The organism is Myxococcus xanthus (assembly GCF_013116825.1).
GTDB lineage: Bacteria > Myxococcota > Myxococcia > Myxococcales > Myxococcaceae > Myxococcus > Myxococcus xanthus_B.
The window spans coordinates 1-12,905 of record NZ_JABFNS010000190.1; the positions used below are offsets into that span (position 1 = coordinate 1).

The following is a 12,905-nucleotide window of genomic DNA, read 5'->3' on the forward strand; positions in this document are numbered from 1 at the left end:
GCCCAGGGGACATGGTGCGGGGGCGGGCCAAGGGGGCGACGGCTCGTTCCAGGCTGCCCCCACCTGCCGGGACCGGTCGTTCGAGCCCCACGGGGTTCGGGGACGCTCTCGCCTTGAGTGCGCTGTTGCACCCTGGTATCCGCAGGGCCCGCAGAGCCCTCACTCCACCTTAAGCAGGAAGGCCCAGATGGCCCAGAATTTCATCTTCACGATGCAGGACCTGCGCAAGGTCAAGAACGGCAAGGAGATCCTCAAGGGCATCTACCTCTCGTTCTTCCCCGGCGCGAAGATTGGCGTCATTGGCCCCAACGGCTCCGGTAAGTCGACGCTGCTGCGCATCATGGCGGGCGTGGACACGGAGTTCTTCGGTGTCGCCAAGCCGGACCCCAGCGCCAAGGTCGGCTACCTGGCGCAGGAGCCACAGCTCGATGCCTCGCTCGACGTGAAGGGCAACGTGGAGCTGGGCCTGAAGGAGATTCGCGCCACGCTGGACCGCTTCAACGAGGTCAGCGCGAAGTTCGCCGAGCCCATGAGCGACGCGGAGATGGAGAAGCTGCTGGCAGAGCAGGGCCGGCTGCAGGACGCCATCGACGCGGTGAACGGCTGGGAGCTGGACCGCACCATCGAGATGGCCATGGACGCGCTGCGCCTGCCGCCGGGCGACGCGGACGTGACGAAGCTGTCCGGTGGTGAGAAGCGCCGCGTGGCGCTGTGCCGCATCCTGCTGGAGAAGCCGGACCTGCTCCTCCTGGACGAGCCCACCAACCACCTGGACGCGGAGAGCGTCGCGTGGCTGGAGCAGGCGCTCAAGGAGTACAAGGGCACCATCGTCTGCATCACCCACGACCGGTACTTCCTGGACAACGCGGCCGAGTGGATTCTGGAGCTGGACCGCGGCGAGGGTGTGCCCTGGAAGGGCAACTACTCCAGCTGGCTGGAGCAGAAGCAGAAGCGCCTGGAGCTGGAGGAGAAGTCGGAGAGCCACCGCCAGAAGACGCTCAAGCGCGAGCTGGAGTGGGTGCGTGCCTCCCCGAAGGCCCGTCAGGCCAAGAGCAAGGCGCGCATCGCGGCCTACGAGGAACTGCTCAACCAGACGCAGGACAAGCGCGACGCGACGGGCGAGGTCATCATCCCGCCCGGCCCGCAGCTCGGGGGGCTGGTGGTCGAGGCCAAGGGGCTGCGCAAGGCGTACGGCGACCGGCTGCTCATCGAGGACCTGAACTTCAAGCTTCCGCGCGGAGGCATCGTGGGCGTCATCGGTCCCAACGGCGCGGGCAAGACGACGCTGTTCCGGATGATGACGGGCGTGGAGAAGCCGGACGAGGGCGAGCTGAACATCGGCGAGACGGTGAAGCTGGCCTACGTGGACCAGAGCCGCGACGCGCTGGACGGCGACAACTCGGTGTTCCAGGAGGTGAGCGGCGGGCTGGACCACCTGGACCTGGGCAAGGCGGGGCAGGTGCCCAGCCGCGCGTACCTGGCGGGCTTCGCCTTCAAGGGGCAGGACCAGCAGAAGCGGGTGAAGGACCTGTCCGGTGGTGAGCGCAACCGCGTGCACCTGGCGAAGATGCTCAAGAGCGGCGGCAACCTCTTGCTGCTCGACGAGCCCACCAACGACCTGGACGTGGAGACGCTGCGCAGCCTGGAGGACGCGCTGCTCGGCTTCGCGGGCTGCGCCGTGGTCATCAGCCACGACCGCTGGTTCCTCGACCGCATCGCCACGCACATCCTGGCGTTCGAGGGCGACAGCAAGGTGTTCTTCTTCGAGGGCAACTTCGAGGACTACGAGGCGGACAAGAAGAAGCGCCTGGGCCCCGAGGCCCTGGAGCCGCACCGCATCCGCTACCGCCCGATTACGAAGAGCTGAGCCGCTGGAAGTCCGGAGCCACCGTACCGGCAAGGTGCGGTGGCTCGACGGCACTTCACTTCAGCACCGCGAGCGCCATGCGCAGCTCCTTCAGGGCGCGCTCCTGCGTCAGGGCCGGTACTCCCAGTGCCAGGGCTCGGACGGGACGGTGCGCACGAAGCCGAAGTTCTTCGCGTTGTTGGCCATCCACCGGTACGTCGAGGTGCCCGTGCCGCCCGTGTTGACGTCCACCGCGATGCCGCCCTGGTGGTTGGAGTAGCCCGGAGGCGCGGCCAGGTTGCCGGTGCCGTTCTTGTACGCGCGGTACAGCGCTTCCTGCTCCGCCATGCTGCGGAAGCCGCTGTTCACCTTCAGGGTGATGCCCTGCGCGCGCGCCGCCGCGTGCATGCGGTTGAACGCCGCCGCCGCGTCAGAGCGCATCTCCTTGCCGTTCGGGACCGACGAGAGCGAAATCTGCCGCGGCTTCCCGTTCACATAGCCCGTGACGACCCGGCCGCCACCGCCACCGCCCGGGTTGGTAACGGGGCCCTGCACGTTGATGCCCAGCTTGTCCCACGTCTTGGGACCGACGATGCCATCCGCCACCAGACCGCGGGACTGCTGGAAGGCCTTCACCGCCGACTGCGTCTTCGGCCCGAACACGCCGTCCGCCGTACCCGACTTGAAGCCCAGCACGTTGAGCCGCTGCTGGAGCGCACGCACCGGCTCACCCCGCGCGCCATTGCGCAGCGTGGGCCCCGAGCCGCCCGCTCCGCCCGCCGAGTTGAGCGCGCTCCACGTCTTGGGACCGACGATGCCGTCCACCTGGAGCCCACGCGCACGCTGGAAGGCCTGCACCGCCGACTGCGTCTTCGGCCCGAACACGCCATCCGAGGCGCCTGGGTTGAAGCCCGCGGCCCTGAGCTTGTTCTGGAGTTGCGTCACGGCCGCGCCGCGCGCGCCGCTGCGCAGCGTGGGCGAGGCGGAACGAGACGCGCTGCTGGACGCAGCCGCAGAGGAGCGGGCAATGGCTACCATGGGGGGCTCTTCCCTTGAAGAAGAATGGAGTTGGATCCATTTTCCCAACCACTCAGAGAAAGTTGCCTGGGATTCCGTCACAAAAGCGTGTCAATCCAAGCGTGCGCTCATGATTGAGCTGCATTTCGTGGCGTGACAGAAAATTTGCGCCAAGGTGACAGTGGGCAGACGGGATTTGTGGCATTCATTGTTGTGGGAATATTCAGCCTTCACCGTCTGGTCTGTTGTTGGCTGACGCGTGAGGGGCGGTGGAGCCGCATGTCTGGCGCCCGGGACGCACCCCCGGTGTGGAGCCGCACGCGCAAGCCCCCGGTTCCCAGCCCGGCGGCCGAGCAAGCCCTGGGGGAACGCCCATCAAGGCTGTCATATAGGGAAAATCTAAGGTTCCTGAAGGAACAACCTTGGGAAGTGCCCCGTCAGAAGGCTGTTCTAGTCGGGTCGGGACAAGAAGTGGCCGACGAAGCTTGCATTCGTCCCGCGCTGCTGAATGTTGTCCCCAAGGTTTTTTCTAGGGAGAGAGAGAGTCATGAAGGGAAGCTTCGCCAAGCGCATCACACTTTTCGTCCTGACCAACCTCGCGGTGGTCGCGATGCTGGCGATCGTCGGGCAGCTCATCGGGGTGGAGAACCTGCTCGCCCGTCGCGGCGTGGGGCTGAACCTGCCGGGCCTGCTCATCATGGCGGCGGTGATGGGCTTCGGCGGCGCCATCTTCTCGCTGCTCATCTCCAAGCCCATGGCCAAGTGGAGCACGGGGGCGCAGGTCATCACGTCGCCGCGCTCGGAGGAGGAGCGCTGGCTGGTGGAGACGGTGCACCGGCTGGCCCGCGACGCGGGCATCGGCATGCCCGACGTGGCCATCTACGACAGCCCGGACATGAACGCCTTCGCCACGGGCGCCAGGCGCAACAGCGCCCTGGTCGCGGTGTCCACGGGCCTGCTCCATGGCATGAAGCGGGACGAGGTGGAGGCCGTGCTCGGTCACGAGGTTGCCCACGTGGCCAACGGTGACATGGTGACGCTCACGCTGCTACAGGGTGTGCTCAACACCTTCGTCATCTTCCTCAGCCGCGTGGTGGGCTTCTTCGTGGACCGCTTCCTCAGCCGCTCCGAGGATGGCGAGGAGAGCGGCGGCACGGGGCCGGCCTACTTCATCACCAGCATCGTGCTCCAAATCGTGTTTGGCATCGGCGCCAGCATGATCGTGGCCTGGTACAGCCGCCGGCGTGAGTTCCGCGCGGATGACGGCGGCGCGCAGCTGGTGGACCCGGGCGCCATGGCGCGGGCGCTGAACCGGCTGCGAATGCAGCAGGGGGAGCCGGCCATGCTGCCGTCCAACATGCAGGCGTTCGGCATCCGCGGCGGCGGGATGATGGCGCTCTTCTCCAGCCACCCGCCGCTGGAGCTGCGCATCCAGCGCCTGATGGACGGCAGCTGGAAGCGCTGACGCGAGCGCGTTGGTCGTCACCCCGGCGCATGTCACGAACAGGTGACGTGCGCCGGGCTGTTCTGTGACACGGCGGCGGGGCCTGTGACGGTGAGGCAAAAACGAGGGCCCGTGCGTTGCGGTCGTGCATTCCGTCCTGTAACGGGACTGCAAACTCGAGTTCGTGCGCGCTTTCGCGCTCTGCTGGCACTTCCGCGCCGTCATGACCCCCACTGCTTCGTTCCGCGCCGCTCTCCAGGTCCTGCTGTCCGGCTCCGCGCTGCTTCTGGCGCCCCTTGCCCACGCTCAGCAGGACGAGGCCGCGCCCGCGTCCACCGCCGAGCAGCCTCCCGCACCAGAGCCGACGCCGGTTCCCGAAGCGGCGATGCCCGAGCCGGAGGCGAAGCCCGAGGCGAAGAAGGAGGAACGGGCCTGGTACGACCGCATCCGCATCCGGGGCTATACGCAGTTCCGCTACAACCGGTTGCCCAGCTTCCGGGTGAATGACGAACTGGTGAACGACCAGGGCGACCGTTTCCTTGGCAAGAACACCGGCTTTGGCATCCGGCGCGCGCGCCTCGTGCTGTTCGGTGACGTCACCGACCGCGTGTCCATCTACCTCCAGCCGGACTTCGCGTCGGTCATCGGGGACCAGTACAACGTCACCATCATGCGGGACTGGTACGCGGACATCTTCCTGGACGCGAAGAAGGAGTTCCGTCTGCGCGTGGGCCAGTCGAAGGTGCCGTTCGGCTTCGAGAACCTCCAGTCCAGCCAGAACCGCCTCGCGCTGGACCGCAACGACGCCATCAACAGCGGGCTCAAGGATGAGCGCGACCTGGGCGTCTTCTTCTACTGGGCGCCCGACGAAATCCGGAAGCGCTTCAAGTTCCTCGTCGACAACAACCTGAAGGGCTCCGGCGACTATGGCGTGGTCGGCCTCGGCGTCTTCAACGGCCAGACGGCCAACCGCGCCGAGCGCAATGACACGCCGCATGGTGTCGTTCGCGTCACGTGGCCCTTCCTGTTCGGCTCGCAGTACGTGGAAGCGGGCGTGGGCGGCTACTACGGCCGCTTCAACCTCAATGCCTCGCCGCGTGACGGCGCGCCCTACGCGCTCGCCCGGGGCTCCGACATGGTGGATGCGCGCGCCATCGTCAGCCTGGTCATCTATCCGCAGCCGCTGGGGCTCCTGGCCGAGTTCAACCTGGGCCGCGGTCCCTCGCTGGGCGAGGGGCCCGTCGAGGGCCTGCTCATCGACAGCCGCCGACTCCGGGGCGGCTATGCGCAGCTCATGTACAAGCTGGACGGCGTGCTGGGCGTATCCCTCATCCCCTATATCCGGGGCACCCTCTATGAGGGCGGCAAGAAGTTCGAGACGAACGCGCCGCTCTACGACGTGCGGGAGCTGGAGATGGGCGCCGAGTGGCAGCTCAACAAGGCCTTGGAGCTGACGGCCACCTACCTCATCTCGGACCGCACCTCGTCCCGCTATCCGTATATCCAGGAGCAGGGACACGTGACGCGCGTTCAGCTCCAAGTCAATTATTGAGCGACGCTGGATGCTGCCGCGGGGGGGGCTGTCACAGTCTTGTGACTGGTGCGGTGCGTCAGGGTTTCTCCATTGGTGCTGTATTTGAACGCCCTGGCTGTTGTTTCGTGGCTTGCGCAACTTTCGGACATTGATCCGGAAAATCATGGAGGCGTCTGACTTACTTCGCCCCCCATGGAGCCGCTGATGACTGGTAGCAACTCCTATCGAATCCGCCAGGGAGATACGCTCAGCGCCATCGCCCGGCGCAACAACACGACCGTCGATGCGCTGGCGCGAGCGAACAACCTCCAGAACCCGGACCGCATCGTCGCCGGGAAGACCCTGGTCATTCCGGGCGCCAACGATGGCTTCGAGGCCAATGCGCCTCGTCCGATGCCGCGCCCGGCCAACCGGCCGACGGGGACGTCACAGAACCGTGACAGCTTTGAGCCCGGCACCGCGCAGGGCACCGTGGCGCAGGGCGTCACGCCGGCGGGCACCGCTGGGGTGTCTGGCACCCAGAATGGCTATCGCAACATCGACCTGACGGCCTTCCGCCAGGGCGGGTCCAACTCCGAGTCCGCCATTGTCGTTGGCACCTCGGAAGGCAACCGCACGCCGAACGGTGGCTTCACGGCGAGCTACGGGGGCCACACCGACCCGGGCAATGCCAAGCACAACCGGGGCTCGTTCTCCTACCAGGGGGGCGGCGCGACCTCTCCGTCGCACGCAGACGAAATCTGGAACCGCGAGCTGGGCCGCGTCACGCCGCAGTACCAGCGCGCCGCCGAGCGGGCGGGCCTGGACCCGAACAACGCGCTGCTGGCCTCGACCTTCTACGACCTGCACACGCAGTCGCCCCGCGCGGCGCAGAACTTCCTCAACCGCGAGCTGCCCAAGCTGGCGCAGGACCCGCGTGGCGTGACGCCCGAGGCGCTTGTCGACGCGCGCGTGAATGCGTTCCGCACGGACAACGGGCAGATCAGCGCCTCCGGCTTTGACCACAACGAGCAGCGCCTGCGCGCCGACCAGACGCGGCGTGAGACGGCGCTGGTCCGGGCCCTGGACGCGCGCGGCTACCGCGACGGTGGTGGCGCGGTGGAGAACGCGCCCATCCCCCGCCCGCGCCCAGAGAACCTCACGGCGGGAACCACGGCGCTGCCCGCCGAGGTCCCCATCCCGCGCCCGCGCCCGGAGAACCTCCAGGCCTCCAACACCACCGGGGGCGCGACGCCCACGGACTTGAACGACACGGCGGAGATTGCCCCCGCGGCGGACCGCCCGGCGGTGCAGACGGCCACGCCGTGGGTCAGCCAGTACAACGCGTCGAAGGTGGAGCGCGCCGGTGACAAGGCCTGCTTCCGCGCCGCGGTGGTGATGGCCGCGGGCGCCGGGGCCACCGTGACGGGGCCGGACAACCGCATCCAGGTGGCCACGGGGGATGATCCGAACGGCGGCGTCACGGTGAACGCCGCGGCGGCGCGCCGGGGCCGTGAGTACATCGATGGCCAGCTCGACGCGGGCAAGCCCGTCGTCGTGGGCGTGGACCACCGCTCGGGCCGGAACTCGGACAACGTGGACGGCATCACCGACCACTTCGTGGTGATTACGGGCCGCGGCACGGACGAGCAGGGCCGCACGTACTACACGTTCCACGACCCGGCGACGCGCCACGAGCCGCGCGGCGCGGACACCAACCCGAACAACCGCTTCTACGTGGACCAGGACACGGGCAACCTCTACCGGGAGGGGCCCACCAACGGCAACGTCGTCCAGCGGCACTTCGAGGTGTCCATGGTCCGGCCGAACGCCTAGTCGTTCCGCTGGGTAGGGGGATGCCCTGATTCCAGACGCGCCCGGGGCGGGAAGGAGTGACTTCCCGCCTCTGGGCGTTCAGTCAGGAGCTGGGCCCGGGCGCGCGGCGCGATATGGTCGCCTGTGCCCCGAGGAGCCATGAACTTCGTCTTCATCTCCCCCCACTTCCCTCCGCATTACGTTCACTTCATCTCCGCGCTGCGGGAGCGGGGCGTCACGGTCCTGGGCATCGGTGACGCGTCCTACGAGTCGCTCCATCCCGAGTTGAAGGCGTCCCTGCGCGAGTACTACTTCGTCCCCAGCCTCATGGACGAGGATGCGCTCACCCGCGCGGCGGGCTATCTCACGTGGCGGCACGGCCGCATCCACCGCATCGACTCGCTCAATGAGTCCTGGCTGGAGGTGGAGGCGCGCTTGCGTGGGGACTTCAACGTGCCGGGCCTGCAGCCCGAGGACGTCCACCGGCTGCGCTCCAAGTCCGGCATGGCGGAGGTGTTTCACGAAGCAGGCGTGCCGCACCCGGACCTCATCCGCGTCCGGGACGCCGCGCAGGTGAAGGCGTTCGCCGCGCGCGTGGGCTACCCGCTGGTGCTCAAGCCGGACGTGGGCGTGGGCGCCGCGAACACCTTCAAGGTGGCCAGCGACGCGGAGGTGGACGCGGCCTTGTCCCATCCGCTGCGCACCACCTATGTGGCGCAGTCCTTCGTGCGCGGCAGCATCGTCACCTACGACGGCATCGTGGACCGGCACGGCGTCATCGTCTTCAACCTCAGTCACGAGTACAGCGACGGAGGCATGGAGACGGTGGTGGAGCAGCGCGACATCTCCTTCTGGAGCCACAAGGAGATTCCCCCCGCGCTGGACGTGCTGGGCCGGCAGGTGGTGGCCGCCTTCGGCCTGCGCGAGCGCTGGTTCCACCTGGAGTTCTTCCGACTGCCGGATGGCCGCTTCATGGCGTTGGAGGCCAACCTGCGGCCGCCCGGCGGCTTCATGGTGGACATGATGAACTACGCGTGTGACATCGACGTGTACCGGCTCTGGGCGCGGGTGGTGACGGGCGACCCGGTGGCGGACTTTCGCTTCACGCCGCGCTACCACGTCTGTCACAGCGCGCGCCGCAAGTCCCGCCGCTACCGGCACCCGCACGCGGACGTGGAGAAGAAGCTGGGCACGTCGCTCATCCTCCACCGCGAGCTGCCGAGCATCTACCACAGCCTCCTGGGCGAGGAGATGTACCTCACCCGCCACGCGGACATGGACGCCCTGCGGGACACGGTCCGCTTCATCCAGGACAAGGCGTAGCGCGCTCAGCGCTCCGTCCAGGTGAGCTGGTAGGTGGTGCTGTCCGGGGCCTCGTGGATGCGCGCCACGCGGGGGGACTCGGCGCCGCCCAGGCGCAGCAGGGATTCGAAGAGCGCCTCCGCGTAGCCGGGCGCATCCACTCGCGAGTTCATCCGCATGGCATAGGTGGTGGGGCCCTGCTCGGTGAGCTCCACCTCCGTGTAGTTGTCGGTGGCGCGCAGCGTCTGCGGCAGGCGCTGCACCAGGCGGCGGGGACCCAGCAACCGCATGACGCCGTACACCGCGCGGCCCACGACGGTGCGCCCGTAGCCCTGCACGTGGCGCTCGGCGAGCTGGCGGAAGGCCTCCTCCCGGGGCAGGCCCGGAAAGGTCTCCTCGACGATGACGTCGAGGCACTTTCCCCACAGGAGCACCGGGTAGCCCGGCAGCAGTGGCCGGTCCAGGTCGATGCCCGCCTGCCGCAACCGGTGCTTGAGGCGGGGCGACACGCTGCCGCGCAACCCGTGCTCGAGCAGGCCCTCCACCACCTGGACGTAGACGAGCCGCTGCTCCAGGGGAACCGCCCCGCGGTGCTTCATTCGAAGCGCCTCACCCCAGCAGCCAGCGCATGGCGGATGGCAGGCGCCGCTGCCAGTCCCGCTCGTGGTGCCCGCCGTGTGGATCCAACACCAGCGCCAGTTCGTGGTCCGCGTAGCCCAGGTGCTTGAGGTGCTCGTAGAAGGCGCGCGTGGATTCGCCGTAGTAGACGGGCACGCCGCTGGCGTCCGTGTACTCGCGGGTGCCCGCGTCCAGGTAGATGCGCGTCCAACGGCGGCTGTGCGCCGACCAGGCGCCGAAGAGCTGGTTGGCGCCCCACGTCACCGTGGGAGACAGGGCGCCGATACGGCCGAACACCTCCGGATAGCGGCACCCGAGGTAGAGCGAAATCAGGCCGCCCAGCGACGAGCCCATGGCGCCCGTCCACTGCGGCTCCGTCCGGGTGCGGTAGGTGCGGTCCACCAGCGGCTTGAGGTGCTCCACCAGGAAGCGGCCGTAGGACTCGCCGCGCGCGTGCATGGGGCTGCGCGGTTCATTCCACGGCGAATAGTCGTGCACGCGCCCCACGCCCGAATCCACGGCGACGATGAGCCACGGCTCCAGGCTTCCTTCGCCCACGCCGTGCTCCAACGCGAGGTTGGCGCACCAGGTCTCGAAGAGGGCGGATTCGGGGTGGGCGAACACGTTCTGCCCGTCGTGCATGTACAGCACGGGGAACCGATGGTCCGGCATCGCATCGTATGCGTGGGGGGTGTAGACGCGCACGGTGCGCGCGAAGCCCTCCTGGGGGGAGGGGAAGTCTCGGACGATGTGGACGTGGCCCATGGGAACCAGGTGCCAGCATACCTGGAGGGGGTGACCGGCCGGGAGGCGCTGGCCCCGGGGATGCACAGGCGACAGGCGGACCGCGTGGCGCTCCCAATCTGCTCGGAATGCTGTTTAATCTGGAGTTCCTCCCATGGAGCTGGAACACCCGCATCTGGCGGTCCTGCTGCTCACCACCGAGGCCGACCTGCGCGAGGCGCGCGAGGCCTTGGATGGTAGCGAGGAGTCACGCCTTCGCTACGTCGCTGCGGAGAGCCGCGCGGAGGCCGCGTACTTCCTGGCGTGGGACCTGCTGGAAGTCGACCCGCGCATGGGCCGGGCCTGAGCGCCTGGCACGCGTGTCCCGCCTTTGGACGGCGCGTCCGCGTGCCGGACGCCCCGTGAGCAGGGCGCTGCTGTAGGGAATCGTGGTCCCGGATGTGCACAGGGCGCGGTGCGTGCGTCGGGTGCTCTGGGTGGGATGGTGTTTGGGTTGGTGGCTGGCGGGCGCGCTGCCCGCGCAGGCCGCGCCGTATGAAGTGGAGCCCGAGTCCGTGGGCACGCAGGACCTGCTCGCGCTCGTGGAAGAGGGCACCATCTCCGCCGAGACACTCTCCGCGCTGCTGGCCTTGCGGCGGACAGGCGTGGACCTGGGGCTGGCGTCGCGCGCCTCGCTCTACGGCTTGCCGGGGCTGACGTACTCGGACGTGGACGTGCTGCTGCGGTCGCGGGGAGAAGGCAGCGCCGTGGGTGGCGCGTTGGCGGAGGCGGCGTCGCGGAGGCTCGCGCCGTTCCTGGACGTGCGGACGCCAGGGCGGTTGTCGGGTGATGCGCGGTTGATGATGGCCTTCGCGGCGTCGGATGGGCTGCCGCCACCGCTGGCGTTGCAGGTCCGCGCTGGAGGGCTCGCGGGGCTTCGGGTGGGCTTGATGACGACGCTGGCCCGCCGGACGCTGGCGCCTCCGCGCAGGGACGCGCGGCGGCGTGCCTTCGTGGTGGAGGCGCCCGGGACATCTGTCGCGCTGCCCAAGCTGTACGTGCAGTGGACGGGAGCGCGCGCGTCGCTGCTGGCGGGGACGTACCGGCTGGGCTTCGGGCAGCGGCTCACGCTGGACACCACGGCGCTGCCGTCACCCGACGGGTTCCTTCCTGACGATGACGTGCGTCCTCCAGCGGGGTTGGAGCGCGCGTGTCTGGTGGGCCGTGCGGGTTGCGATCCCGAGGAACGCTTGTCGGACGTCACCCCGGACTTCCGCTGGGACGAGGGCTTCCGGGGTGTCGCGGGCACGGTGCGAGGCCCGCTGGGGGCGTGGGCCGCGCTGTCGCTCACCGGCTTCGGCTCGTATCAGTCCCGTGCGCTGGCACGGCATGCGGTGCTGGACCGCTCGCTGTGTCCGTCGTCCGCCCGTGGTGTGTGCAAGGCCCCTGACGTCTGGGTGCCCGTGGCGGAGGGCCGGTGGGAGAAGCTCACGGCGCGGACGCTGCCGGGGATGTTCCGGGAGCTGGCGGGCGGTGGCAACGCGACGCTGGCGCTGTCGTCGCGGAGCCATGTGGGGCTCACCGGTTGGATGGCTCGGCCTGTGTGGGGCCAGGAGGGGGCGAAGCTCGACTTCCAGCCCAACGCCCGCTACCCGGCGGGCGGCGCCTTTGGCGCATTCGGGCTCGACGCCGCGTGGGGGCGTGGCGCGCTGGACGTCTTCCTGGAAGGCACGCGCAGCTTCGATGCCGCGGCGGGGGGCGGCGGGGACTTCGCCGCGGTGCAGCGCACCGTGCTGTCAGGGACGTCGCGCGAGCTGGAGCTGTCGCTGCGCTACTACGGGCGCGGTTTCGCCAATCCCTACAGCGGCGCGCCGTCAGGCCCGGATGCGCTGGAAGGCCTGCGCGTTCGCAACGAGCTGGGCGCCCGGCTGCGCTACCTCCATCGTGAGGAAGGCGCATGGCGGCTGCGAGGGCAGGTGGACGCCTGGACGCTGCCCGCGGATGGGGCGGTCTCTGGGAGCGCGGGCACGTTGCACGCGCGTGCCTCGGTGCGTGGGGACGTTCGGGTGCGGCCCTGGCTGCAGCCCTCGCTCCAGGTGGAGTTGCGTGACAACGGCGTGGGCGGGATGGGGGCGTGCGCGGATGACTCGCTCACCGAGCAAGAAGTGGCGGACCTGTGCGCCAGCGCGCGGTACGGCGTCACCGCCCGGGTGCGCTCCGACGTCGCGAAGGGGCTGACGGTTTCGCTCCAGTACGGGCATGCGCGCGTGCAGGCACCCGAGACGAAGGGTCTTCGCTACGACGCGCAGGCCGTGCTGGATGTCCGCGCCCAGCCGCTCTCGTCGCTGAAGTTGCATGGGCGGTTGGTGTGGAAGGACCAGGACCTCTCCGAGCGCAGCCGGCTCCAACAGGAGCTGCGGACCGCGCTGGATGTCGCGTGGAGGGTGTCGAGCGCCGTGGCCGCACGGGGGCGGTACGCGTGGGTGCTCGACTTGAAGGACGCGCGCGTGGCGCGTGTGCCTCCCGACCCGCCGCGCCACCTCTTCCACCTGGAGTTGGAGACGCGCTTTTGATGGAGCTGAACGTGAGGGGGCAGGGAATGAAGGTTTGGGGCAGGTACTTGGGGT

General features: G+C 68.9%; 10 protein-coding genes. 7 read left to right on the top strand and 3 right to left on the bottom strand.

Translation table 11 applies throughout. The features are described 5' to 3' along the window. Positions 1-187: 187 nt before the first annotated feature. Positions 188-1,867 carry an energy-dependent translational throttle protein EttA gene (gene ettA / locus HNV26_RS34445; protein ID WP_090486328.1) on the top strand — a complete coding sequence of 560 codons (1,680 nt, stop codon included), beginning with the start codon at positions 188-190 and terminating at the stop codon, positions 1,865-1,867. A gap of 108 nt (positions 1,868-1,975) precedes the next feature. Here ettA and HNV26_RS34450 read toward each other — a convergent pair whose 3' ends face one another. Further along, the gene (locus tag HNV26_RS34450) at positions 1,976-2,884 is read right to left on the bottom strand and encodes a peptidoglycan-binding protein (protein ID WP_171444698.1); all 909 of its coding nucleotides are present in this window, start codon (positions 2,882-2,884) and stop codon (positions 1,976-1,978) included. Positions 2,885-3,410: 526 nt separating this feature from the next. Here HNV26_RS34450 and htpX point away from each other — a divergent pair. The 4 genes from htpX to HNV26_RS34470 all read left to right on the top strand — a co-directional run bounded on the left by htpX (position 3,411) and on the right by HNV26_RS34470 (position 8,958). Further along, positions 3,411-4,328 carry a protease HtpX gene (htpX, locus tag HNV26_RS34455; RefSeq protein ID WP_171444699.1) on the top strand — a complete coding sequence of 306 codons (918 nt, stop codon included), beginning with the start codon at positions 3,411-3,413 and terminating at the stop codon, positions 4,326-4,328. A gap of 163 nt (positions 4,329-4,491) precedes the next feature. Further along, complete coding sequence (locus HNV26_RS34460; RefSeq protein ID WP_366817085.1) at positions 4,492-5,859, top strand: porin; 1,368 nt, start codon at positions 4,492-4,494, stop codon at positions 5,857-5,859. Positions 5,860-6,045: 186 nt separating this feature from the next. Next, entirely contained in the window at positions 6,046-7,656 is a 1,611-nt protein-coding gene (locus tag HNV26_RS34465) for a LysM peptidoglycan-binding domain-containing protein (RefSeq protein WP_253817326.1), read from the top strand. Positions 7,657-7,794: 138 nt separating this feature from the next. Further along, on the top strand, positions 7,795-8,958 hold the full coding sequence (locus HNV26_RS34470; protein ID WP_171444701.1) for an ATP-grasp domain-containing protein: 1,164 nt from the start codon (positions 7,795-7,797) through the stop codon (positions 8,956-8,958). A 5-nt stretch (positions 8,959-8,963) separates the two neighbouring features. Here HNV26_RS34470 and HNV26_RS34475 read toward each other — a convergent pair whose 3' ends face one another. Beyond that, a complete protein-coding gene (locus HNV26_RS34475; protein ID WP_171444702.1) occupies positions 8,964-9,536 on the bottom strand; it encodes a DUF2378 family protein in 573 nt (190 codons plus the stop codon). A gap of 10 nt (positions 9,537-9,546) precedes the next feature. Next, entirely contained in the window at positions 9,547-10,320 is a 774-nt protein-coding gene (locus HNV26_RS34480) for an alpha/beta hydrolase (RefSeq protein WP_171444703.1), read from the bottom strand. A gap of 133 nt (positions 10,321-10,453) precedes the next feature. Between HNV26_RS34480 and HNV26_RS34485 the strand changes: the two genes are divergently transcribed. Beyond that, on the top strand, positions 10,454-10,645 hold the full coding sequence (locus HNV26_RS34485) for a hypothetical protein (RefSeq protein ID WP_090486295.1): 192 nt from the start codon (positions 10,454-10,456) through the stop codon (positions 10,643-10,645). A gap of 142 nt (positions 10,646-10,787) precedes the next feature. Further along, a complete protein-coding gene (locus tag HNV26_RS34490; RefSeq protein WP_216613015.1) occupies positions 10,788-12,851 on the top strand; it encodes a hypothetical protein in 2,064 nt (687 codons plus the stop codon). The last annotated feature ends 54 nt before the right edge of the window (positions 12,852-12,905 follow it).

Coding starts and splice junctions, on each gene's coding strand:
- ettA (WP_090486328.1), top strand. CDS start 188: ATGGCCCAGAATTTCATCTTCACGATGCAGGACCTGCGCAAGGTCAAG.
- HNV26_RS34450 (WP_171444698.1), bottom strand. CDS start 2,884: ATGGTAGCCATTGCCCGCTCCTCTGCGGCTGCGTCCAGCAGCGCGTCT.
- htpX (WP_171444699.1), top strand. CDS start 3,411: ATGAAGGGAAGCTTCGCCAAGCGCATCACACTTTTCGTCCTGACCAAC.
- HNV26_RS34465 (WP_253817326.1), top strand. CDS start 6,046: ATGACTGGTAGCAACTCCTATCGAATCCGCCAGGGAGATACGCTCAGC.
- HNV26_RS34470 (WP_171444701.1), top strand. CDS start 7,795: ATGAACTTCGTCTTCATCTCCCCCCACTTCCCTCCGCATTACGTTCAC.
- HNV26_RS34475 (WP_171444702.1), bottom strand. CDS start 9,536: ATGAAGCACCGCGGGGCGGTTCCCCTGGAGCAGCGGCTCGTCTACGTC.
- HNV26_RS34480 (WP_171444703.1), bottom strand. CDS start 10,320: ATGGGCCACGTCCACATCGTCCGAGACTTCCCCTCCCCCCAGGAGGGC.
- HNV26_RS34485 (WP_090486295.1), top strand. CDS start 10,454: ATGGAGCTGGAACACCCGCATCTGGCGGTCCTGCTGCTCACCACCGAG.